General features: G+C 72.1%; 21 protein-coding genes and 1 pseudogene. 5 read left to right on the top strand and 17 right to left on the bottom strand.

Going from position 1 to position 20,558, the window contains the following annotated elements:
* Positions 1-49: 49 nt before the first annotated feature.
* Positions 50-406, top strand: coding sequence for a hypothetical protein (locus BN39_RS01595; RefSeq protein WP_019200601.1), 357 nt, complete (start codon positions 50-52; stop codon positions 404-406).
* 183 nt (positions 407-589) lie between these two features.
* Here the strand turns inward: BN39_RS01595 and BN39_RS01590 are convergent, their stop codons facing one another.
* The 4 genes from BN39_RS01590 to BN39_RS01575 are packed head-to-tail and all read right to left on the bottom strand — an operon-like array spanning position 590 to position 6,707.
* Positions 590-1,324: a lytic transglycosylase domain-containing protein gene (locus BN39_RS01590; RefSeq protein ID WP_019200600.1), complete on the bottom strand. Its 735-nt coding sequence runs from the start codon at positions 1,322-1,324 to the stop codon at positions 590-592.
* A 43-nt stretch (positions 1,325-1,367) separates the two neighbouring features.
* Positions 1,368-2,342 (bottom strand): MazG family protein, encoded by a 975-nt coding sequence (locus BN39_RS01585; protein ID WP_019200599.1) that lies wholly within the window; start codon positions 2,340-2,342, stop codon positions 1,368-1,370.
* Complete coding sequence (gene mfd / locus BN39_RS01580) at positions 2,339-5,995, bottom strand: transcription-repair coupling factor (protein ID WP_019200598.1); 3,657 nt, start codon at positions 5,993-5,995, stop codon at positions 2,339-2,341. Before mfd ends, BN39_RS01585 begins: the two co-directional genes overlap by 4 nt.
* Before the next feature lie 52 nt (positions 5,996-6,047).
* Positions 6,048-6,707 (bottom strand): TetR/AcrR family transcriptional regulator, encoded by a 660-nt coding sequence (locus BN39_RS01575; RefSeq protein ID WP_019200597.1) that lies wholly within the window; start codon positions 6,705-6,707, stop codon positions 6,048-6,050.
* 69 nt (positions 6,708-6,776) lie between these two features.
* Here BN39_RS01575 and BN39_RS01570 point away from each other — a divergent pair, with 69 nt between their 5' ends.
* The 3 genes from BN39_RS01570 (at position 6,777) to BN39_RS01560 (ending at position 8,953) form a co-directional block, all read left to right on the top strand.
* The gene (locus BN39_RS01570) at positions 6,777-7,112 is read left to right on the top strand and encodes a DUF1761 domain-containing protein (protein ID WP_019200596.1); all 336 of its coding nucleotides are present in this window, start codon (positions 6,777-6,779) and stop codon (positions 7,110-7,112) included.
* A 68-nt stretch (positions 7,113-7,180) separates the two neighbouring features.
* A complete protein-coding gene (locus BN39_RS01565) occupies positions 7,181-7,468 on the top strand; it encodes a DUF1905 domain-containing protein (RefSeq protein ID WP_019200595.1) in 288 nt (95 codons plus the stop codon).
* A 54-nt stretch (positions 7,469-7,522) separates the two neighbouring features.
* Entirely contained in the window at positions 7,523-8,953 is a 1,431-nt protein-coding gene (locus BN39_RS01560; RefSeq protein WP_237741609.1) for a lipase family protein, read from the top strand.
* A 200-nt stretch (positions 8,954-9,153) separates the two neighbouring features.
* Here BN39_RS01560 and BN39_RS24035 read toward each other — a convergent pair.
* The 3 genes and pseudogenes from BN39_RS24035 to BN39_RS01545 form a co-directional block, all read right to left on the bottom strand.
* A pseudogene (locus tag BN39_RS24035) lies at positions 9,154-9,327 on the bottom strand (hypothetical protein); the annotation flags it as partial.
* A 52-nt stretch (positions 9,328-9,379) separates the two neighbouring features.
* Positions 9,380-9,694, bottom strand: a complete 315-nt coding sequence (locus tag BN39_RS01550) for an AzlD domain-containing protein (RefSeq protein ID WP_019200593.1) — start codon at positions 9,692-9,694, stop codon at positions 9,380-9,382.
* Positions 9,691-10,374, bottom strand: coding sequence for an AzlC family ABC transporter permease (locus BN39_RS01545; protein ID WP_019200592.1), 684 nt, complete (start codon positions 10,372-10,374; stop codon positions 9,691-9,693). The genes BN39_RS01550 and BN39_RS01545 overlap by 4 nt, the downstream gene beginning before the upstream one ends.
* 58 nt (positions 10,375-10,432) lie before the next feature.
* Here BN39_RS01545 and BN39_RS01540 point away from each other — a divergent pair, with 58 nt between their 5' ends.
* Positions 10,433-10,984 carry a helix-turn-helix domain-containing protein gene (locus tag BN39_RS01540; protein WP_019200591.1) on the top strand — a complete coding sequence of 184 codons (552 nt, stop codon included), beginning with the start codon at positions 10,433-10,435 and terminating at the stop codon, positions 10,982-10,984.
* On the opposite strand, the gene BN39_RS01535 is transcribed toward BN39_RS01540, so the two are convergent.
* The 10 genes from BN39_RS01535 to BN39_RS01490 form a co-directional block, all read right to left on the bottom strand.
* Positions 10,968-11,594: a TetR/AcrR family transcriptional regulator gene (locus tag BN39_RS01535; protein WP_051158911.1), complete on the bottom strand. Its 627-nt coding sequence runs from the start codon at positions 11,592-11,594 to the stop codon at positions 10,968-10,970. The genes BN39_RS01540 and BN39_RS01535 overlap by 17 nt on opposite strands.
* Positions 11,595-11,617: 23 nt before the next feature.
* On the bottom strand, positions 11,618-11,992 hold the full coding sequence (locus tag BN39_RS23360) for a hypothetical protein (protein WP_019200589.1): 375 nt from the start codon (positions 11,990-11,992) through the stop codon (positions 11,618-11,620).
* A 15-nt stretch (positions 11,993-12,007) separates the two neighbouring features.
* Positions 12,008-13,453 (bottom strand): NADH-quinone oxidoreductase subunit NuoN, encoded by a 1,446-nt coding sequence (gene nuoN / locus BN39_RS01525; RefSeq protein ID WP_019200588.1) that lies wholly within the window; start codon positions 13,451-13,453, stop codon positions 12,008-12,010.
* Positions 13,450-14,928: an NADH-quinone oxidoreductase subunit M gene (locus tag BN39_RS01520; protein ID WP_019200587.1), complete on the bottom strand. Its 1,479-nt coding sequence runs from the start codon at positions 14,926-14,928 to the stop codon at positions 13,450-13,452. Before BN39_RS01520 ends, nuoN begins: the two co-directional genes overlap by 4 nt.
* Positions 14,925-16,802 (bottom strand): NADH-quinone oxidoreductase subunit L, encoded by a 1,878-nt coding sequence (gene nuoL / locus BN39_RS01515; RefSeq protein WP_019200586.1) that lies wholly within the window; start codon positions 16,800-16,802, stop codon positions 14,925-14,927. Before nuoL ends, BN39_RS01520 begins: the two co-directional genes overlap by 4 nt.
* A gap of 1 nt (position 16,803) precedes the next feature.
* On the bottom strand, positions 16,804-17,103 hold the full coding sequence (gene nuoK / locus BN39_RS01510) for an NADH-quinone oxidoreductase subunit NuoK (RefSeq protein WP_019200585.1): 300 nt from the start codon (positions 17,101-17,103) through the stop codon (positions 16,804-16,806).
* The gene (locus tag BN39_RS01505; RefSeq protein ID WP_019200584.1) at positions 17,100-17,876 is read right to left on the bottom strand and encodes an NADH-quinone oxidoreductase subunit J; all 777 of its coding nucleotides are present in this window, start codon (positions 17,874-17,876) and stop codon (positions 17,100-17,102) included. Before BN39_RS01505 ends, nuoK begins: the two co-directional genes overlap by 4 nt.
* A complete protein-coding gene (gene nuoI / locus BN39_RS01500) occupies positions 17,873-18,376 on the bottom strand; it encodes an NADH-quinone oxidoreductase subunit NuoI (RefSeq protein ID WP_019200583.1) in 504 nt (167 codons plus the stop codon). Before nuoI ends, BN39_RS01505 begins: the two co-directional genes overlap by 4 nt.
* Positions 18,369-19,691 (bottom strand): NADH-quinone oxidoreductase subunit NuoH, encoded by a 1,323-nt coding sequence (gene nuoH / locus BN39_RS01495; protein ID WP_019200582.1) that lies wholly within the window; start codon positions 19,689-19,691, stop codon positions 18,369-18,371. Before nuoH ends, nuoI begins: the two co-directional genes overlap by 8 nt.
* Positions 19,688-20,558, bottom strand: an 871-nt coding sequence (locus BN39_RS01490) for a molybdopterin dinucleotide binding domain-containing protein (RefSeq protein WP_040765737.1), incomplete at its 5' end; no start/stop codon positions are given. The genes BN39_RS01490 and nuoH, both read right to left, overlap by 4 nt.

Here is a 20,558-nt window from a genome sequence, read left to right as displayed (position 1 = left end):
CAAGCGGCGGGCAAGCACCGCATAAGGGCTGCGGGGCTCAATGACTCCCATGACCGAGCAGAACCCGCCGCAGCCGGCACCGCAGAACCCGTATCCCGTCCCGCCACACCAGTACCCGGCCCAGCAGTATTCGCCGCAGCAGTACCCGCCCCAGGCGCCGCTCTTCCATGCGAAGTTCAGGAAGCACACGGGCCTGCTGATCCTGGCGCTGTCCAGCGACGTGCACGTCGCCGGCAGCTACGAGGACGTCAAGCGGGCGTACCGCGGCGCGCAGCTGCACAACGCCTGCCTCGGCTGGTGGGGCGTGATCTCCCTGCTCGCCTACAACTGGATCGCGCTCATCGGGAACCTCTCCGCGATGAGCGACGTGAAGCATCAGGCGAGGGCCGCAGGACTCGACGTCTAGCGGCCCCCGCCTCCGCGCGGCTCTCGCCGTGGTCTGTGACTCGTCGCGAATATGCACTGGAGCAGGCAGACGCGGCCATAGTGGTCGCGTCCAGTCCGCCGAGCGAAGTTTCGCGGAGGGTTCCGGGGCACGTCTCCCACGGTGCGCGGAGAACCTGCTCGCCCCCGTACACCCCGCTGAGAATCAGGGCTGCACGTTCACCGAGTACGAGGCCGCGGCGTCGCGCACGTCCAGGACGTACTTGCGGGACTGGTTGTAGACCATCACGGCCTTCTCCCAGCCCTCCGCGGTGGTGAGGTCCTTGCCCGAGACGCACAGGTACCGGGCGGCCGTCATCGCCGCGTCGTCGATGTTGTCGGGATCGGCCCTGCCATCGCCGTTGGCGTCCACCCCGAACCGCTGCCACGTCTCCGGGATGAACTGGAACGGGCCCATCGCGGCGTCGAACTTGGCGTTGGGGCGGTGCGGGTCGGTTCCGGTGGCCCGGATCTCCTGGTTACCGTTCGTCCCGTCCAGCGGCACGCCGCGGATGGGTGGCGACACCTTGCCGTCCGGCGCGATCGTCGCGCCGTGATAGGTGCCGTGCTTGCTCTCGATGAACCCGATGCCCGCCAGCGTCGTCCACGTGATCCCGCACTCGGGGGTGCGCTGGCGCAGCGCCTCCGCGGCGTTGCCGTACGCCTGCAGCGAGATCACCGGGATGCCGGTGGCCACGCTGATCGGCGTCGCCCAGTCCCGCAACAGGTCCGACGTGCGGCCGGGGCCGTTGACGTCGATGTAGGGGATCGGGGCGCCGGGCCCGGGCGGGATGCCCTGCGGGATGTCGACGCGCTCGCCGAAGGTGCCGCACGCCGCGGTCGCGAGCACCGCGGACGCCGCCGCGACTGCGGCGGCCGCGCGGATACGGGCAGTGACCATGGCGGTGGGACTCTCTCCTGCGAGGGGGTTCGGGCTCATCGGACTAACGTCCGGTGTCGCCTGCCGGGTTCCCGACGTGACCGTCGTCCCAGGCTGCGGCCCACGAGTCTACCCCGCCCGCGGCCATCGCCGCCTCCGCCTTCCGCACCCCGTCCATGAAGGTCAGGAGCGTGCGGCGGTAGTCCAGTTCGAAGGACGCGTCCTCCAGGGCGGGGTCGACGGTGACGGTGCGCACGTCCGCGGGCACCAGCTCGGGTGGGAAGCCCGCCGCGCGCAGCCGCTCGAACACCTTCCCGGCCAGCGCCAGCGCGGGCTGGCCCAGCGAGATGGAGTCCAGCACGGAGCCGCGTTCGCCGCGCTCGAGCCGCTTCTGCCGCTCCCAGTTCTCCGCCTGCGTCGCCACGTCGACCTCGGCGCCGTCGGCCAGGTGCGGCGTGCGCCTGCGCACCTTGTCCGACAGGGTCCGGGCCACGTCGTCGATGTCGAACGGCTCCGGGCCCTCCTGCGCGATCCGGGCGTGGAACACCACCTGGAGCAGCAGGTCGCCCAGCTCGCTGCGCAGCTCGGCGCGCTCGTCCGGGCCGGCGCCGGGGGCGTCGAGCGCGGCCACCGCGTCGGCCACCTCGTACGTCTCCTCCACGAGGTAGCGCAGCAGGCTCGCGTGGGTCTGCTCCGACTCCCAAGGGCCGGTGGTGCGCAGGTGATCGATGAGGGCGACGGTGTCCAGTACTCCCAGCCCGGCGGGCGGAGCGGGCGCGATCACCCGTGCGCCCCGCGCCCGGAGCGCGGTCACCGCCGGGTGCCGGGCGTCGGAGGAGAGCACCGTCGCTCCCGCCGGGACCTCCGCGCCGAGCGCCGGGCGCCCGTCGGGCAGGTTCCACGCGATCCGTACGGGCAGCTCCTCCGTGTAGAACACGGGCCCGGTCAGCGCGCCGAGGGCTTCCACGGGGACGAGTGCGGGCAGCGCGGGATCGACGAGGACGACGGTGCCCGGCGCGCTGCCGGTCGCCTCGGTCACGCCGTCGCCTCCGGCCGCGCCGCGACGGGCGGCTGATCGAGGCGCCAGTAGCCGGCGCCCTTGCCGTCCATGGCGGCGAGGAAGTCGGCGACCACCTGCAGCAGCTCGATGTCGCGCACCCGGTCGCTGCCCACCCCGCCCCCGCCGGTGCGGGGGAGCGGGAAGGTGACCGTGCGCGTGGTCGCCCGGTAGGAGCCGCCGGGGTACAGCCGTTTGAGGCGCAGCTGCTGCGAATCGCGCAGCTCCATCGGCGAGACCCGCAGAGTGGTTCCGGTGACGGTGATCTCGGTGACGCCGGCCGCGCGGGCCAGCGACCGCAGCCGGGCGATCGCGGCGAGCCGCTCCACTTCGACGGGCGGCGGCCCGTACCGGTCGGTGAGCTCGGTGAGCACCTCGGCGACGGCCGCATCGTCGTGCGCCGCAGCCAGTTTGCGGTACGCCTCCAGGCGCAGCCGGTCCGAGGTCACGTAGTCCGGCGGGATGTGCGCGTCCACCGGCAGGTCGATGCGCACCTCCTTCTGCTCCTCCTCGATGGTGATCGGTTTGCCGTCGGCCGCGGCGCGGAAGGCCTCGACGGCCTCGCCCACGAGGCGCACGTACAGATCGAATCCGACGCCCGCGACGTGGCCGGACTGCTCCGCGCCCAACACGTTTCCGGCGCCGCGCAGTTCGAGGTCCTTCATCGCGACCGCCATGCCGGCGCCGAGCTCGTTGTTCTGCGCGATCGTCGAGAGACGGTCGTAGGCGGTCTCGGTGAGCGGTTTCTCCGACGGGTACAGGAAGTACGCGTAGCCGCGCTCCCGGGAACGGCCCACGCGGCCGCGGAGCTGGTGCAGCTGGGAGAGGCCGAGGTTCTCCGCGCGCTCCACTATGAGCGTGTTGGCGTTGGAGATGTCCAGTCCGGTCTCGACGATCGTGGTGCACACGAGGACGTCGAACTCGCGGTTCCAGAAACCCTGCACGGTGCGCTCCAGCGCCTCCTCGCCCATCTGACCGTGCGCCACCACCACGCGGGCCTCGGGAACCATGTCGCGGATCTGCTTGGCGGCCTTATCGATCGAGCTGACCCGGTTGTGCACGTAGAACACCTGGCCGTCGCGCAACAGCTCGCGGCGGATGGCGGCGGCCACCTGCTTGCCGTCGTAGGCGCCCACATAGGTGAGCACCGGGTGCCGCTCCTCCGGCGGGGTGAGGATCGTGGACATCTCGCGGATGCCCGCCATCGACATCTCCAGGGTGCGGGGGATGGGCGTGGCGCTCATGGTGAGCACGTCGACGTTGGTGCGCAGCGCCTTGATGTGTTCCTTGTGCTCCACGCCGAAGCGCTGCTCCTCGTCCACGATCACGAGCCCGAGGTCCTTCCACCGGACACCGATCTGCAGCAGGCGGTGCGTGCCGACCACGACGTCGACGCTCCCGTCGGCCAGGCCCTCGAGGACCTGCTCCGTCTCGAACCTGTCCGTGAACCGGGACAGGCCCTTCACGGTGACGGGGAAGCCCTGCATCCGGTCGGTGAAGGTCTGCAGGTGTTGTTGCGCCAGAAGCGTGGTGGGCACCAGGACCGCCACCTGCTTGCCGTCCTGCACGGCCTTGAAGGCCGCGCGTACGGCGATCTCCGTCTTGCCGTAGCCCACGTCGCCGATCACCACGCGGTCCATCGGGACGGCCTTCTCCATGTCGGCCTTCACGTCGCCGATCACCGTCATCTGGTCGACGGTCTCGGTGAACGGGAACGCGTCCTCCATCTCACGCTGCCACGGGGTGTCGCCGGCGAAGGCGTGCCCGGGCGCGGCGTTACGGGCGGCGTAGAGCTGCACCAGCTCGCCCGCGATCTCGCGGACCGCCTTGCGCGCCTTGCGTTTGGTGTTCTGCCAGTCGCTGCCGCCCATCCGCGACAGCGCGGGCATCTCGCCGCCCACGTACCGCGACAACTGATCCAGCGACTCCATCGGCACGAACAGTTTGTCGCCGGGCTGGCCGCGCTTACTGGGCGCGTACTCGATCACGAGGTACTCGCGGCGGGCCCCCGCCACGGTGCGCTCGATCATCTCCACGAACTTGCCGATGCCGTGCTCGTCGTGCACCACCAGGTCGCCCGCGCTGAGCGCGAGCGGGTCGACTTGGTTGCGGCGCTTGGCCGGGAGTCTGCGGCCGTCGCCGACCCCGGCGACGCGGTTGCCGGTCAGGTCGGGCTCGGCGAGCAGCACCAGGCTGAGCGCGGGCACCGTGAGGCCGGTCTGCAGGCTGCCGCGCAGCACGCCGACGGTGCCGGGTCGCGGCTCCTCGCCCGCCGCCAGCTCGGCCGCCGGGACCTCCGCGTCGCGCAGCCGTTCCAGGATGCGGGCGCGGGTTCCCTGGCCCGCCACCACGATCACGCCGCTGCCGCCGGACGCGGCGTGGGCGCGCAGCGTGGCGAACAGCTTCTCCGCCTCGGTCTCCGAGCCGCGCGGCGCGGGCGCGTGCTCGGCGTGCACCGTGAGGTGGGTGTCGTCGTCGGTGTCCGGCCCGGCGGCGAGCGGCGACACCGTCCACCACGGGCGTCCCTGCGCCGACACGGATTCGTGCACCTCGTCGAGGGCGCGGTAGGCGCTGGCGCCCAGGTTCATCCCGCTCGGGTCGAGCGGCGCCGACGAACCGAGGGCGGCCGCCGTCCAGGACGCCTCCAGGAACTCCTGCCCGGTGCGGGCGAGGTCCGCGGCGCGGGTGCGGATCTTCTCGGGATCGAGCAGCAGGGTGTGCGCCCCCGCGGGCAGGACGTCGGTGAGCAGCTGCAGGTCGCCCGGGAGCAGCGCCGGGATGAGCGCCTCCATGCCCTCCACCGGGATGCCCTGTGCCAGCTTCTCCAGCATCTCCACCAGCGCGGCGTCGTTCTCGTGCTCCGCCTTGAGTGCCGCCGCGCGTTCGCGGACATCCGCGGTGAGGAGCAGCTCGCGGCACGGGTACACGTGCACGGTGCCCACCTCGACCTCGGGCTGCGACCGCTGATCGGCTACCGAGAAGGCGCGCAGGTCCGTGATCTCGTCGCCCCAGAACTCCACGCGTACAGGGAGATCCGTGGTGGTGGGGAACACGTCCAGGATGCCGCCGCGCACGGCGAACTCGCCGCGCTTGCCCACCATGTCCACCCGCGTGTACGCGAGCTCGACGAGGGTCTCGATGAGCTCCTCGAAGTCGTGCTCCACGCCTTCGCGCAGCGTGATCGACGGGGCGTCACCGAGCCCGGGCGCCATGGGCTGGACCAGGGAGCGGACCGTCGCGACCACGGCCCGCAGGGGTTCGCCGTACTGCTCGTCGCCGGGGTGCGCCAGCCGGCGCAGCACCTGCAGCCGTCGGCCGACGGTGTCCGCGCCGGGGGAGAGGCGCTCGTGCGGAAGGGTCTCCCAGCTCGGGAACTGCGCCACGGCGCCGTCGCCCAGCGTCTCCCGCAGCTCGGAGCTGAGGTCGTCGGCTTCGCGACCGGTCGCGGTCACCACGAGCACGGGGGCACGACGCGCGAGGGCGGTGACGAGGAAGGGCCGCGCACCGTCGACCGCCGTGACGGTGAGGTCGGGCTTGCCCGCGGCGTCGGCGAAGGCGGCGATATCGGGATCTGCGGCGACCGCCCTGGTCAGTCCGGAGAGCGAGGGGAGTGTCGAGGGGGCGGCGTCAGGCACCGATCCAGTGTATTGGCGCGGGCCGACACGTGCCGACGGGCCCGGCGCCCGGTCAGCCGCGGGTGTCCGAGGGTGCGTACCGGGCGAGGAAGGTCGCCACGGCCTCCTCGGCGACCGCATCCGATTCCTGCTGCGTACAGCCCCTCCGGCCGCCTGTGAGAGTGAGCCGGTTGAGCGGCGCGGCGAGCGCCAGCCAGGTGAACTGCTCGGCCGCGGCGGCCGGATCGTCGATGTGGAGCAGGCCCCGGGTGGCGAGGTGCGCGAGCGCCTCGGCGAGGAGGGCCTGGTTGCGATCCCAGCTCCGGCGCACGTAATCGTCGGCCACGTCGGGGAAGCGCTGTGCCTCGGCGGCGACCAGAGTGCGCATGCGCAGGACGGGGCTGCTGAGGACCCCGGCCTGGAGCGTGCGGGCGAGCGCGCGCAAGCCCTGCGCAGCGTCCTCGGTCGCCATGAGGGCGTCCAGGTGCGGGCGCATCGCATCGCGCCCGCGGTCGACCCAGTCGCGGACGACCGCGGCGTAGAGGTCGTCCTTCGACGGGTACTGGCGGTAGAGGGTCTGCTTCGAGATCCGCGCGCCCGCGGCGACGGCGTCCATCGTGGTGCCGCCGAACCCCCGGTCGAGGAACAGGCCGCGGGCGATGGCGAGCAGGTCCGCGCCGCTGCTGCCGCCGGGCCGGCCGCGGAGCCGGGGTGCGTCGGGTGCGGTGTCCATGCCGAAATAGTACTGGACAGTACTGGGATCGTGGGCGTAGAGTACTCATTAGTACTAAAGGAGGACGTCATGATCGTCGCAGGTATCGCAGTCGCCGCCCTCGTGGCGTTCGTTCTCAGCTCCGTCTACTACGTGCTCCTCGCGCCGGTGGAACAGCGGGCGCTCGGGGGCCGCGCGCTCGACCGGGGGAGGCTCGGGCCGGCCAAGGTCGCCGCGGAGGTGCTCCGCACCGTCGTCGTCGCGGCCGGGTTCGCCTGGATCGCCGACCGGTCCGGCCTGCTCTCGCTCCCCGGCTCCCTGGCGCTCGCGCTCGTGCTGTGGGTGACCTTCCCCGCCGTGCTGCTCACCGGCTCGATCATCTGGGGAACGGGTCCCGTGGCAGACCGCCGCGATCCACGCCGGTGACTGGCTCCTCAAGCTCCTTCTCATCGCCGTCGCGGTGGGACTGCTCCACTGACCCGAAGGGAAACGCCATGTCCGCCACCACAGGTCCGCTCGACACGACCTTCACCGCCGTCCTGCGGCGCAGCGATGCGAAGGGCGGGTGGACGTACGTGAAGCTCGACGGGTCCGCCGAGTACTTCGGCACGCGAGGGCTCGTGAAGGTGTCCGGAACGATGGACGGGATCCCGTTCACCAGTTCCTTCATGGCGCTGGGCGACGGGACGCACAAGCTCCCCGTCGCCGCGAAGATCCGTCGCGAACTCGGGAAGCAGGAGGGCGATTCGATCACCGTGCACCTGCAGCAGCGCCTGAACTGACCGGTCCCGCGGCCGGGCGTTGACAGGTGACGCGAGTCACCATAGGTTCGGTCCGTGGCGAAACTGACACACGGGTTCCGTAAATTCGTTCGACGGGGTGCGGTGCTCGTCGTCGCCACGGTGGTCGCCTCCGCGGGAGTGGTGATCGCCCCCGCGAACGCCGTTCCGCCGATCGTCGAGCCGGCCCCGCCGGCTGACTCCTTCTACGACGCCCCGGCGGATCTCGCCGATATGAAGCCCGGCGAGATCGTCCGCAGCCGGCCCACGAGCGTCCGTTCCCTGCAGGTCATGCCGGTCAACGTCGACGCCTGGCAGCTGGCCTACCGCACCACCGGTATGGACGGCGTGCCCGACATGACCGTGACCACGGTGATGGTGCCCCGCGGGAAGAAGCCCACGAAGCTGCTGTCCTACCAGGCCGCGTCCGATTCGACGTTGCGCGTCTGCCAGGCGTCCTACTCCCTGACCAAGGGCGGCCCCGTCGAACTGGGCAACCCGTCCGGCCCGCTGACCTTCGGGATGCCCGCGGCGGAGATGCTGTTCGCCTCGGCCGGCCTCAACGAGGGCTGGGCCGTCGCGATGCCCGACCACGGCGGCGGGGACGACCGCTTCCTCACGCCCCGCCAGCCGGGCTGGGCCGTGCTCGACGGCATCCGCGCGGTCGAGAACTTCTCGCGCCTCGGGCTGAACGAGAAGACCCCCGTGGGCCTCATGGGCTACTCCGGCGGCGCCATCGCGAGCAGCTGGACCATCGAGGAGCAGCCCGAGTACGCGCCCGAGCTGAACATCCGCGGGGCGGCGTTCGGCGCACCGGAGCGCGACCTGGAGGCGTCGCTGCGCAGCGTCAACACCTCGCTGCTGGCGGGCCTGATCCCGTTGGCGCTCTCCGCGATCGGTAAGGATTCCGAGCCATTCCGGAAGGCGCTCGACGGCGCGCTCACCCGGGGCGGGCGTGACCGGGTCAACGAGACCCGGCGGCACTGCATGCCGCAGAACGTCGTCTCGAACCTGTGGTTCGACTACCGGGTGAACCTCTCCAAGCCGATCGACGACGTGCTGAAGATCCCGGCGATCCGGAAGGCCATCGACGAACGCGGTGTGAGCGGCCGGATTCCGAAGGTCCCCGCCTACGTCTACAACGGCATCACCGAGGAGGTCGCGCCGATCACCGGCACGGACAAGCTGGTGAACTCCTACTGCCGCGGCGGTGCGTCCGTCACCTACCGGCGCGAGGAGCTGCCGCCGAACCCGGTGCCGCAGTTGATGACCACGCACGGCACAGTGGTGATCACGGGAGCCGGCGGCGCGATCGACTGGATCAAGCAGCGGATGAACTCCACCGGGCCCGCGCCGAAGGGCTGCGACATCCGCGACGTGCTCAGCAGCGGCCTCGAACCCGCGGCGCTGCAGACCTTCGGGCAGTCCATCGGCGCGATCATCGCCACCCTCGTGAACGCACCCATCGGCGCGGGTCCGCGCCCCTGACACTCCCTCCCGCTGCGACCGCGGACGGCGGACCGTCGCGACCCGCGTCCCTGCCCCGTTGCCGTGCGTGGGCCGCTGCAGCGGGGGTTCCGTCTCCCAGCCGGGAGATGGTCTCCCCATGGTTTTTCGACGTCCCCTCGACAGCTTCCATGGGGACGCCGGATCGGATGGGGGCTGCCTTCTCCCGGCTGGGAGCCGGAAACCCCGCGACGCGAGCCGGAAACCCCGCGACGCGAGCCGGAGACCCCGCGACGCGAGCCGGAGACCCCGCGACGCGAGCCGGAGACCCCGCGACGCGAGCCGGAGACCCCGCGACGCGAGCCGGAGACCCCGCGACGCGAGCCGGGTACCCGCGACGCGAGCCGGGTACCCACGACGGGAGGCGGGGTGATCGCGGACGGAGGCGGGTTGTGCCGGGCGGGGGAGTCAGTGGACGCCGAGGGCGCGGAGGGCCGCGGCGGTGCCGCCCGCGGCGAGGATCACGAGGGGGAGCGGGCAGCGTCGCCACGCGAGCACGCCCGCCACGCCGACGCCGGCGATCCGCGCGTAGCCGGCGGCCTCCTGCCCGTCCGCGACGGCGGCCGTGACCATCACGCCGGCGAGTAGGGCGAGGGCGCACAGGTCGACGGTGCGCCGCACGCCCGGGCCGAGCTCGAGCCTGCCCGCCACCGCCGGTCCCGCCGCGCGGAACGCGAACGTCACGGCCGCGAGCGCGGCGCCCGCGCACAGCACTGCGATCACGGCCAGGCCCCCGAGGTCACTCGGAGCAGCGGAAGCGCGAGGAGCGCGACCGCCGGCGCCAGCCCGGGCGGCGCGTACGGCACGGCGGCCAGGGCGAGCAGTGCGGCGAGCGCGAGCGGATTGCGATTCCTCTTCTCCCGCAGGGCCGGGACGAGCAGGGCGAGCAGGACCGCGGGGAACACGGCGTCCAGGCCGAGCGCCTCGGGGGAGATCACGGAGCCGATTCCCGCGCCGGCGGCGGCGGAGAGAGGCCAGGCGATGAGGATGCCGGCGCCCGCGTAGGTGAGGCCGCGTCGGCCGGCCTCGGGATCGCGCTGCGACAGGGCGAGCGCGATCGACTCGTCGTTGATGAGGTGGATCCGGGCGAGGCGGGCGGCGCCGCTGCCCAGGTACGGTGCCGCGGCGAGGCCGTACGGCAGGTGTCGGACGTTGACCAGGGCGCCCGAGGCCAGCGCGAGCAGCGGCGAGCCGCCGGTGGCGACGAGCCCGACGAACAGCATCTCCGCCGAACCGGCGAGCACCAGGACGCCGAGCGCCGGCGCGAACCACCAGGGCAGGCCCGCGGCCACGGTCTGCGCCCCGTACGCGAGGCCGATGCACCCGACCGCGGCGGACAGTAGCGCCGCCGACCGGGCGAGGGGGTCCTTCCGAATCGTTCGCTGTTCCGTACGCACGTCCATTACGATGGACCTAGAGCCAACTGTTCGTCAAGTCGAACGATGGGAGTTTCTGCCGAACATGTCGAGTGTGCCCATTCTCGCGATCGCCGCCGGCATCCAGCGCGAGCGCGCCCGCGTCGGCTGGACCATGGCTGAGCTCGCCCGCCGCGCCGGCGTGGCCAAGTCGACGTTGTCGCAGCTCGAAGCCGGTACCGGCAATCCCAGTATCGAGACCCTGTGGGCGCTCGCCAACGCCCTCGAGGTGCCGTTCGCGCAGCTGCTCGGCGGCGGCACGATGGAGGTGAAGATCGTCCGAGCGGGCGAAGGCGCCACCGTCCCATCCGATTCCGCCGACTACGCGGCGACGCTGCTCACCGCCTCACCGCCCGGCGTGCGGCGCGATGTGTACCGCATCGACGCCGCGCCCGGATCGCGGCGCGAGTCCACGGCGCACGCCTCGGGCACCGTCGAACACCTGCTCCTGTGCAGCGGATCCGCCCTGGTCGGGCCCGCCGACGCGCCCGTCACGCTGTCGCCGGGCGACTTCATCAGCTATGCGGGCGACGCGCCGCACGTGTTCGAGGCGCTGGAGCCCGGCACCCGGGCGGTGCAGATCAGCGAGCAGCACTGACCTGGTCGGACGGCAGCGCGCTCGGCTCGATCGCGACGGGGTTGTCCTTGAGCCCCGTCAGGCCGTACCAGGACAGGTTCACGATGTGCGCCGCCACCACCTCCTTCGGCGGGGTGCGCACCTCCAGCCACCACTGCGCCGTCATGGCGACCATTCCCACCAGCGCCTGCGCGTACAGCGGGGCGAGCTCGGGGTCGAGCAGCTTCTGCTCGAACTCGCCCTCCAGGTGGTTCTCCACCTGCCCGACGAGGTCGTTGAGCAGCGTCGAGTAGCCGCCGGAATGCTCGACCGAGCTGTTGCGGGTGAGGATCCGGAAGCCGTCGGAGCGTTCCTCGACGTAGGTGAGCAGCGCGAGCGCGATCTGCTCGATCCGCGTCTTGGACCGGTCCTCGAGCATGGCGCGGGAGAACACCTCGAGGACCATTTCCATCTCGCGGTCCACCACCACGGCGTAGAGGCCCTCCTTGCCGCCGAAGTGCTCGTACACCACGGGTTTCGAGACTCCGGCGTTCGCCGCGATCTCCTCGATGGTGGCCGCCTCGTAGCCGCGGTCGGCGAATACCGAGCGCGCGGTGTCGACGAGTTGATTGCGCCGCTCGGCGGCGGTCATCCGCTTCCGTGGCTTGGCGGTGGTCACTGCGGGTCCGGCTCCGACGACGGCGCGGGCTTCGGCGATGTCACCGGGCTCGGCGACTCCTGCCCGTCCCGGGCCTTCGACTCCTGCCCGTCCCGGGCCTTCTGCTCCTGCGCCGCCTGCACCTGCGCGGCGACCTGAGCCCTGTACGCCGCCTCGGCCCTGTCGTGCTGGCGCTTGATCAGCCTGCTGGCGAAGATGAGCCCGACGAAGAAGAGGATCTCGAACACGATGGCCGCGACGTACAGCAGGCGCGCGGTGGTGGTGGTCGCGTCGGTGAGGCGCCACACGAGCACGCCCAGTACCAGCAGCAGCACTGCCCCCATCGGCTTCAACTGCAGCCCGTTGCTGAACGGAAGCGGCTTCTCACTCATGATGGTCGATTCTACTTACCGCCCGATGAGCACCGTGAGGTCGGCGAACAGGTCGAGCAGCGGCTGCGGGAACAGGCCCAGCGCCACCACCGACGCGGCGCCCAGCCCGATGGCGAATCCGGTGAGCGGGTCCACCGCCGGCGGCGCGGGGGCGAACTCGTGCGGCGGCGCGAAGTACAGGGTGACGATCACCCGCAGGTAGAACACCGCCGCCACGGCGGAGGCGAGGACGCCGACCACCACCAGCCAGGCGCCGCCACGATCCGCGGCGGCGGCGAACACCGCGAACTTCCCGATGAACCCGCTGGTCAGCGGAATCCCGGCGAACGCGAGCAGGAACAGGGCCATGGCGCCGCCGAGCACAGGATTCGTGCGGCCCAGCCCCGCCCAGCGGTCCAACTCGCCCACCTCCTCGGGCGTCCCGTCGGCGCCCGACTCGCGGACGGCGCCCGCGACGGCGAACGCGCCGACGGTGCTCAGCGCGTACACGGTGAGGTAGAACGTCACGGCGCCCATGCCGCGTTCGGTACCCGCGAACACACCCACCAACAGGAAACCCGTGTGCGCGATGGCCGAGTACGCCAGCAGCCGCTTGACATCGGTCTGGGTCACGGCGGCGACGGTGCCGACCACCAGAGTGGCCACGGCCACCACCGCGATCACCGGCCGCCACGGCACATCGGCGAAGCCGACCAGCGTCAGCCGCACCAGGGCCCCGAACGCCGCGACCTTGGTGGCGGACGCCATGAACGCCGTCACCGGGGTGGGCGCGCCCTGGTAGACGTCGGGCACCCAGGAGTGGAACGGTACGGCGCCCACCTTGAACAGCAGGCCGACGCCGATGAGCGCGGCCCCCGCGACCCCGAGCACCGCGTCCTGCGGTGCCGCGTCGAGCGCGGTGTCGCCCGTCGCCGCGAACCGCAGGGCCACGCCGAACAGGAGGATCGCGGAGCTGAACGCGCCCAGCAGGAAGTACTTCAGGGCCGCCTCCAGCGGCAGCAGCCTGCGGTGCCGGGCGAGCGCGCACATCAGGTACAGCGGCAGCGAGAACACCTCGAGCGAGACGAACAGCGTGAGCAGGTCGTCCGCCGCGACGAAGGCCATCATGCCGCCCAGCGCGAACAGCATCAGGGGGACGGATTCGGTGTGCGTCAGCGGGTTCCGGCGCGCCACCATCATCGCCAGCGCCGGTAGCGCGGAGACCAGCAGGATCCCCTGCATCGCGAGCGCGAGCCCGTCCACGGCCACCGCGCCCAGGAGTGCGGCGCGGGGCGGCGCACCGTCGGCGGCCAGGACGCACACGGAGACGAGCGCGGCGACCACGGCGCATCCCGCCAGCGCGCCGTGCACGACGGTGCGCGACCGCGACGGTGCGAACGCCTCCACCAGCACGCCCACGACGGCCGCGCCGAACACGATGATCATCGGCAGGATCTGCGCGTACTCGATCGACGGGTTCATCGGGCCACCGCCGCCACCGTGGGCGCCACACCGGGGTTCACCGCGTCCAGGGCCGGCGCCGGGAACAGGCCGAGCGCGAACAGCGCGACCACCAGGGGCACGAGCACGAGCAGTTCGGCCGGCCGGGCGTCGTCGACGGTGCGCGTCACCTCGTCGGGCGCGGAACCGGTGAACATCCGCTGGTAGGTCCACAGCACGTAGAGCGCGGACAGGACCAGCGCGGACACCGCGACGACGGCGGCCGCAGCCCAGCGCGGGTAGGTGCCGACCACCACGAGGAGCTCGGAGACGAACGGGCCGAGTCCGGGGAGCGACAGCGTGGCCAGGCCCGCTATGAGGAAGACCGCCCCCAGCCTCGGCGCCCGCGACCACGCGCCGCCGAAGTCGGCGATCCGCCGGCTTCCGCGCCGCGCCACCAGGATCCCCGCCGTGAGGAACAGTGCCGCCGTGGCCATGCCGTGGTTCACCATGTACAGCACCGAGCCCGCCTGCGCGTCCCCGGTCCGGGCGAACACACCGAGGATGATGAACCCGAAGTGGGAGATGGACGTGTAGGCGATGAGAGCCATCACGTCGGTCTGCGCGATCGCCAGCATCGCGCCGTAGACGATGCCGATCACCGCGAGCACCGCCACCCAGGGCGCGAACTTCGCCGCGGCGTCGGGGAACAGGGTGAGGCAGTAGCGGAGCATGCCGAAGGTGCCCACCTTGTCGACCACCGCCATCATGAGCACCGCGGTCGGGGGAGTGGATTGCACTGCGGCGCCGGGCAGCCAGGTGTGCAGCGGCCACAGCGGCGCCTTCACCGCGAACGCGAACAGGAAGCCGAGGAACATGAGGTCCTGCGCGAGGCCCGGGCCGGGACGGGCACCGTCGGCCAGCGCCCGCAGGTCGAAGGTGCCGGACGCGGCGTAGAGGCCCACCACCGCGGCGAGCATGATCAGCCCGCCGGCCAGGTTGTAGAGCAGGAACTTCACCGCGGCGCGGGAGCGGACCGCGGGATCGCTTCCGGTGCCGCCGTATCCGCCGATGAGGAAGTACAGCGGGATCAGCATGGCCTCGAAGACGAGGTAGAAGAGCAGCACGTCGGTGGTCACGAAGCTCATGAGGACCCCGGCCTCCACCGCCAGCGTCAGCGCGACGTACGCGCCCGCGCGGCGCCCCCCGCCGGACGCCTCCCGCCACCCGGCCAGCAGCAGGATCGGGACCAGTGCGGCGGTGAGCAGCACGAGCACGAGCCCCACCCCGTCGAGCGCGAGCCGGTACCCGGCGCCGAACGACGGTATCCAGCGGTGCGATTCGGCGAACTGGAAACCGCCCGCGGTGTCGAACACCGCGGCCAACCCGACCCCGATCCCCAACGCGGCGAGCGCGGACACGAGGCCGATCCAGCGCGCGGCGCGGGGCAGGGCGGCGGCCGCCACGGCCCCGATCGCCGGGGCCGCCCACAACAGCGTCAACCACGGAACGTTCATGAGACCCACACCGCCGCAGCGCCGATGAGGAGCGCCGTCCCCGCCAGCATGGTGAGCGCGTAGCTGCGCGCGAAGCCCGTCTGCCACCGGCGCAGCCCGCCCGATGCGGCGCGCACGCCCCCGGGCAGGAGGCCGACGGCACCGTCGACGCCGCGGTGCTCCAGCGTGGCGAGCCCGGCCGTCGCGGCCCGGCCGGGCCGCATGAACACGGTCTCGTTGACGGCGTCGCCGTACAGGTCACGACGGGCCGCCCGGGTCACCGCGCTCACGCCCGACGGTGCCTCGAGCGGCACCGCGCGGGTGGTGCGCACCGCCACGGCGACACCGACCGCCACCGATCCGAGCACGATCGCGGTGACCGCCCAGGCGGGGACCGCGTGATGCGCCTCCGGCGCCGAACCCACTGCGGGGGCCAGGAAGTCGGTGAGCCGGCCGCCGATGACGAACAGGCCGCCCGCCGCGATGCTGCCGACCGCGAGCACCACCATCGGTGCGGTCATCACGCTCGGCGACTCGTGCGGGTGTGTGCCGTCGCGCCAGCGCGGGGCGCCGAAGAAGGTCAGGATCATCACCCGTGTCATGTAGAAGCCGGTGATCGCCGCGCCCAGGATCGCGGCGCCGCCCAGGAGGAATCCGGCGAAGCCGCCGTGGCCCAGGGCGGCCTCGATGATCGAGTCCTTGGTGTAGAAGCCGGAGAGCGGCGGGATACCGATGATCGCGAGGTAGCCGAGGCCGAACGTGACGGCCGTGACCGGCATGACCTTCGCCAGGCCGCCGTACCGGCGCATGTCGGTCTCGTCGTCCATCCCGTGCATCACCGAACCTGCGCCGAGGAACAACCCCGCCTTGAAGCAGCCGTGCGCCAGCAGGTGTGCGATCGCCAGGGCGTAGCCCGCGGGCCCCAGCCCGGCGGCCAGCACCATGTAGCCGATCTGGCTCATGGTCGACGCGGCGAGCGCCTTCTTGATGTCGTCCTTCGCGCAACCGATCACGGCGCCGAAGAGCAGCGTCACCGCGCCGACCGCGAGCACGAAGCCCTGCGCGACGGGCGCCGCCTCGAAGACGGGGCCGCATCGCACGATGAGGTACACGCCGGCGGTCACCATGGTGGCCGCGTGGATCAGCGCGGATACCGGCGTGGGTCCCTCCATGGCGTCGCCCAGCCAGCTCTGCAGCGGCACCTGTGCGGATTTGGCGCACGCGGCCAGCAGGAGCAGCAGGCCCAGCCAGGTGACCGTGCCCTCCTCCGCGGCCGCCGCGGCGGGGAGGAACTCGCCGAACCCGGTGCTGCCGAACGTCGCCAGCGTCACGGCGACGGCGAGGGCGAGGCCCATATCGCCGACGCGGTTGACCACGAAGGCCTTCTTGGCGGCGGTCGCGGCCGACGGCTTGTGCTGCCAGAAGCCGATCAGCAGGTACGAGGCGAGACCCACCCCCTCCCAGCCGAGGTAGAGCACCACCAGGTCGTCGGCGAGGACTAGGACGAGCATCGCGCCGAGGAACAGGTTGAGGTAGCCGAAGAAGCGGCGTCGTCCAGGATCGGACGCCATGTAGCCGATCGAGTAGACGTGGATCAGCGTGCCCACGCCGGTGATCAGGAGCGCGAAGCACACCGACAGTTGATCGAGCCGCAGTGCGAGGTCCACCGACAGGGAGCCTCCGGAGAACCAGTGGTAGAGCACGGTTCCCACGGAGCGGTCGGCCGCGGGCCGGGCCAGCAACTGCGCGAACGCGACGGCGGCCACGACGAAGGACGCGGCCGCGACCACGGTGCCCAGCAGGTGCCCCCAGGCGTCGGTGCGGCGGCCGCCCAACAGCAGCACCAGTGCCCCGGCGAGGGGGATCAGCGGCAGAGCCGCGAGGAGTCCGGTCATGTCACCGCCTCAGCAGGTGCGGTTCGTCGACGGAGACCGACCGCCGGGCTCGGAAGATCGCGATGATGATGGCGAGGCCGACCACCACCTCGGAGGCGGCGACGACCATGGTGAAGAAGGCAAGCACCTGGCCCTGCGGCACCGCGTGCAGGCGTCCCGCCGTGACGAGCGCCAGATTGGCCGCGTTGAGCATCAGCTCGACGCACATGAACACCACGATGGCGTTGCGCCGCAGCAGCACCCCGGCCGCGCCGATGGCGAACAGCAGGGCAGCGAGGTACAGGTACAGGTGCGGGTTCACGGCGACACCTCCTCGTCGAGGCGGCGGGCGGCCGACGGCGGCTCGTCGTCGAGCGTCGGTGCGCCGGGAAGCGCGGGGCGGTCGCCGGGCCGGCGAGGCGTGAGCGTGTGGTTGACCGAGTCGGGGGAGGGCGAACCGTCGGGCAGCAGCCCGGGGAGGTCGACGGCGTTGCCCCGCGCGTACACCCCCGGGTTCGGGAGGGGCGTGGCGCGGCGGCCCTCACGGAACCGCCGCACCGACAGCTCCCGCTGGGAGAGGGCGGTCGCGATGCGCTCGCGGTGCGCGAGGATCATCGCGCCCAGCGTCGCGGTGATGAGCAGCGCCGCCGTGAGCTCGAACGCCCACACGTACCGCACGAACACCGTGTCCGCCAGGGCCTCCACGGAATTCGGCTCCAGCCCGCCGCCCGCGGGGGACGCCTCGCGCAGCGTGGCGCGGGCGATCAGGGTGACCAGCAGGATCCCGAACCCGAGGCCGGCGACCGCGGCGGCCACCCGGTGCCCGCGCAGCGTCTCCACCAGGGAGTCCGAGGAGTCGACGCCCACCAGCATCACCACGAACAGGAACAGCATCATCACGGCGCCGGTGTAGACGACCACCTGCACCACACCGAGGAAGATCGCGCCCTGCGACACGTACGCCACCGCGAGCAGGATCATGGTGGCCGCGAGGCACAACGCCGAGTACACCGCCTTGGAGGCGAGCACGACGCCGAGCGCGAACAGCACCGCCGGGATCGCCACCACCCAGAACGCGATCTCCTCGCCCGTCACTCGTCCACCTCGCCCCGGTAGTAGTCGGCGGACGTGGTGCCCGGGCGCATCGCGTGCGGCGGGGCCTCCTCGCCCGGCTGCAGCGGCGCCAGCAGCCGGTCCTTGTCGTAGATGAGCTCGGTGCGGTCGCCGTCGGCCATCTCGTAGTCGTTGGTCATCGTGAGTGCCCGGGTGGGGCAGGCCTCCACGCACAGCCCGCACCCGATGCACCGCAGGTAGTTGATCTGGTAGACGCTGCCGTAGCGCTCGCCGGGGGAGTACCGCTCCTCCTCGGTGTTGTCCGCGCCCTCCACGTAGATCGCGTCCGCGGGGCAGGACCACGCGCACAGCTCGCAGCCGATGCACTTCTCGAGTCCGTCGGCGTACCGGTTGAGTTGGTGCCGGCCGTGGAACCGGCCCGCGGTGGGCTCCTTCTGCTCGGGATAGTTCTCGGTGACGGGTTTCGAGAACATGGTGCGCAGGGTCACGCCGAATCCGGCGAGGCCGAGGGGATCAGCCATGGGAGGCCTCCTTTTCTGGCTTCTCGTTCAGCTCGCGGCGGGTGGGCTCGGGGAGGTACTGGCCGGGCATCGGCGGCACCGGGAAGCCACCGGCCATCGGATCGAAGGGCACCGACAGGTCGGCCGCGCCGGGCGGTGGCGGCGTCTCCTGCTGCCGGCGGTGCCGCCACGCCAGGAAGCCGACCACGGCCAGCGTGAACAGGACCGAGACGGCAGGCGCGAGGACGGTGGCGTCGTGGCCGGCGAGCGCCCACGCCTGGACACCGGCGGCCACCAGGATCCACACCAGCGCCGTGGGGATGAGCAACTGCCAGCCGAACCGCATGAACTGGTCGTAGCGCAGGCGCGGCAGGGTGGTGCGCAGCCAGATGAACGCGAACAGGAACACCCACACCTTGCCGACGAACCACAGCACCGGCCACCAGCCGGAGTTCGCGCCGTCCCACATGTTCAGCGGCCAGGGCGCGTGCCAGCCGCCCAGGAACAGGGTGGTGGCGAGCGCGGAGACCGTGGTCATGTTCACGTACTCGGCGAGCATGAACATCGCGAACTTCAGGGAGCTGTACTCGGTGTGGAAGCCGCCCACCAGTTCGCCCTCGGCCTCGGGCAGGTCGAACGGCGCGCGGTTGGTCTCACCCACCATGGACACCACGTACACGGCGAACGAGGGCAACAGGAGGAACACGTACCAGACCCGGTCCTGCGCGGCGATGATGCCCGACGTGGACATCGTTCCCGCGTACAGGAACACCGCGGCGAAGGAGAGGCCCATCGCCACCTCGTAGCTGATCACCTGCGCAGTGGAGCGCAGGCCGCCGAGCAGCGGGTAGGTCGACCCGGAGGACCAGCCCGCCAGCACGATCCCGTACACGCCGATGCTGGTGATCGCGAGCACGTACAGCACCGCGACGGGAAGATCGGTGAGCTGCAACGGGGTCCGGGTACCGAAGACCGAGACCACCGGGCCGAAGGGGATCACCGCGAACGCGAGGAACGCGGGGACCGTGGCGATGATCGGTGCCAGCAGGTACACAGGCTTGTCCACGCCGGCCGGCGTGATGCCCTCCTTGAGCGCCAACTTGATGCCGTCGGCCAAGGACTGCAGGAGGCCGAAGGGGCCCACCCGGTTCGGCCCGACGCGGTGCTGCATGCGTGCCATCACCTTGCGCTCGATGAGGATCGCGGCGAGCACGGTGACCACGAGGAAGGCGAAGACGCCCACCGCCTTCGCCAGGATCAGCCACCACGGGTCCCGGCCGAACGCCGAGAGGTCGACGGGGGCGTGCGGCCCGAGGACTGAGGGAGGGCGGTTCATCGCTCCACCCCGATCCGCACCACGGCGCCCGTGCCCGAGCCGAGCGTCGTGGCGACGGTCGAACCCGGCGAATTCCGGGGCAGCCACACCACCCGGTCCGGCATCGCCGTGACCGCCAGCGGCAGCGTGACCGTTCCCCGCTCGGTGGAGACCGACACGGGCTCGCCGTCGGCGGCGCCGATCTCCGCGGCCGTCGCGGCGGAGAGCCGCGCCACCGGGGGCCTCGCCGTCGCGGCCAGGTTCGGCTCGCCGTCCTGCGCGCGCCCCAGGTCCAGCAACTGCCGCCACGTGGCGAGCAGCGCCTCCCCGGGGCCCGGCTCCGGGAGGTTCACGGGTACAGGGGCGTCGACGGTGCGCCGCGCCCCGTCGACGGTGCCCAGCCTCCGCAGTGCGGTGCGCGCGCCGTCGGAGTCGGTGAACCCGAGGTCCGCGTGCATGGCGGCGGCGAGGACGGCGAGGACGCGGGCGTCGGGGAGTGCGCTCGGGGTCGGGAGCGCCGCCGCGAACGAGCGGCCACGGCCCTCCCAGTCGACGAACGTGCCGGCGCGCTGCGTCATCGCGGCCACGGGCAGCACCACGTCCGCGCGGGCGGTGACCTCGGATTCCCGCTGCTCCAGGCTGATCACGAAGGCCGCGTCGAGCGCGCGGCGCGCGGCCTCGGGATCGGGGAGGTCGGCCACCTCGACCGCGCCGCACACCAGGGCGGCCAGCTCGCCGGCCTCCGCGGCGGCGAGGATCCCCGTGGTGTCCCGGCCGGGGACCTCCGGTACCGGTGCGTCCCAGGCCTTCCCGATCTCGGCGCGGTGCGCGGCGTCGTCCACGGAGCGGCCGCCGGGCAGGAGCCCCGCGAGGGCGCCCGCGGCCACG

It is taken from the genome of Tsukamurella sp. 1534 (assembly GCF_000312385.1).
In the GTDB taxonomy this organism is placed as follows: domain Bacteria; phylum Actinomycetota; class Actinomycetes; order Mycobacteriales; family Mycobacteriaceae; genus Tsukamurella.
The sequence above is the reverse complement of the archived record's forward strand: the minus strand, read 5'-3'. Positions and strand labels throughout refer to the sequence as shown.

Excerpts from the sequence above, each read along its gene's own strand:
- nuoI (WP_019200583.1), bottom strand. The coding sequence starts at position 18,376 with ATGGCTGATCCCCTCGGCCTCGCCGGATTCGGCGTGACCCTGCGCACC.
- BN39_RS01540 (WP_019200591.1), top strand. The coding sequence starts at position 10,433 with ATGTCGAGTGTGCCCATTCTCGCGATCGCCGCCGGCATCCAGCGCGAG.
- BN39_RS01570 (WP_019200596.1), top strand. The coding sequence starts at position 6,777 with ATGATCGTCGCAGGTATCGCAGTCGCCGCCCTCGTGGCGTTCGTTCTC.
- BN39_RS01545 (WP_019200592.1), bottom strand. The coding sequence starts at position 10,374 with ATGGACGTGCGTACGGAACAGCGAACGATTCGGAAGGACCCCCTCGCC.
- BN39_RS01535 (WP_051158911.1), bottom strand. The coding sequence starts at position 11,594 with ATGACCGCCGCCGAGCGGCGCAATCAACTCGTCGACACCGCGCGCTCG.
- nuoL (WP_019200586.1), bottom strand. The coding sequence starts at position 16,802 with ATGACCGGACTCCTCGCGGCTCTGCCGCTGATCCCCCTCGCCGGGGCA.
- BN39_RS01565 (WP_019200595.1), top strand. The coding sequence starts at position 7,181 with ATGTCCGCCACCACAGGTCCGCTCGACACGACCTTCACCGCCGTCCTG.
- BN39_RS01590 (WP_019200600.1), bottom strand. The coding sequence starts at position 1,324 with ATGGTCACTGCCCGTATCCGCGCGGCCGCCGCAGTCGCGGCGGCGTCC.
- BN39_RS01575 (WP_019200597.1), bottom strand. The coding sequence starts at position 6,707 with ATGGACACCGCACCCGACGCACCCCGGCTCCGCGGCCGGCCCGGCGGC.
- nuoN (WP_019200588.1), bottom strand. The coding sequence starts at position 13,453 with ATGAACCCGTCGATCGAGTACGCGCAGATCCTGCCGATGATCATCGTG.
- BN39_RS01520 (WP_019200587.1), bottom strand. The coding sequence starts at position 14,928 with ATGAACGTTCCGTGGTTGACGCTGTTGTGGGCGGCCCCGGCGATCGGG.
- BN39_RS01595 (WP_019200601.1), top strand. The coding sequence starts at position 50 with ATGACCGAGCAGAACCCGCCGCAGCCGGCACCGCAGAACCCGTATCCC.
- nuoH (WP_019200582.1), bottom strand. The coding sequence starts at position 19,691 with ATGAACCGCCCTCCCTCAGTCCTCGGGCCGCACGCCCCCGTCGACCTC.
- BN39_RS23360 (WP_019200589.1), bottom strand. The coding sequence starts at position 11,992 with ATGAGTGAGAAGCCGCTTCCGTTCAGCAACGGGCTGCAGTTGAAGCCG.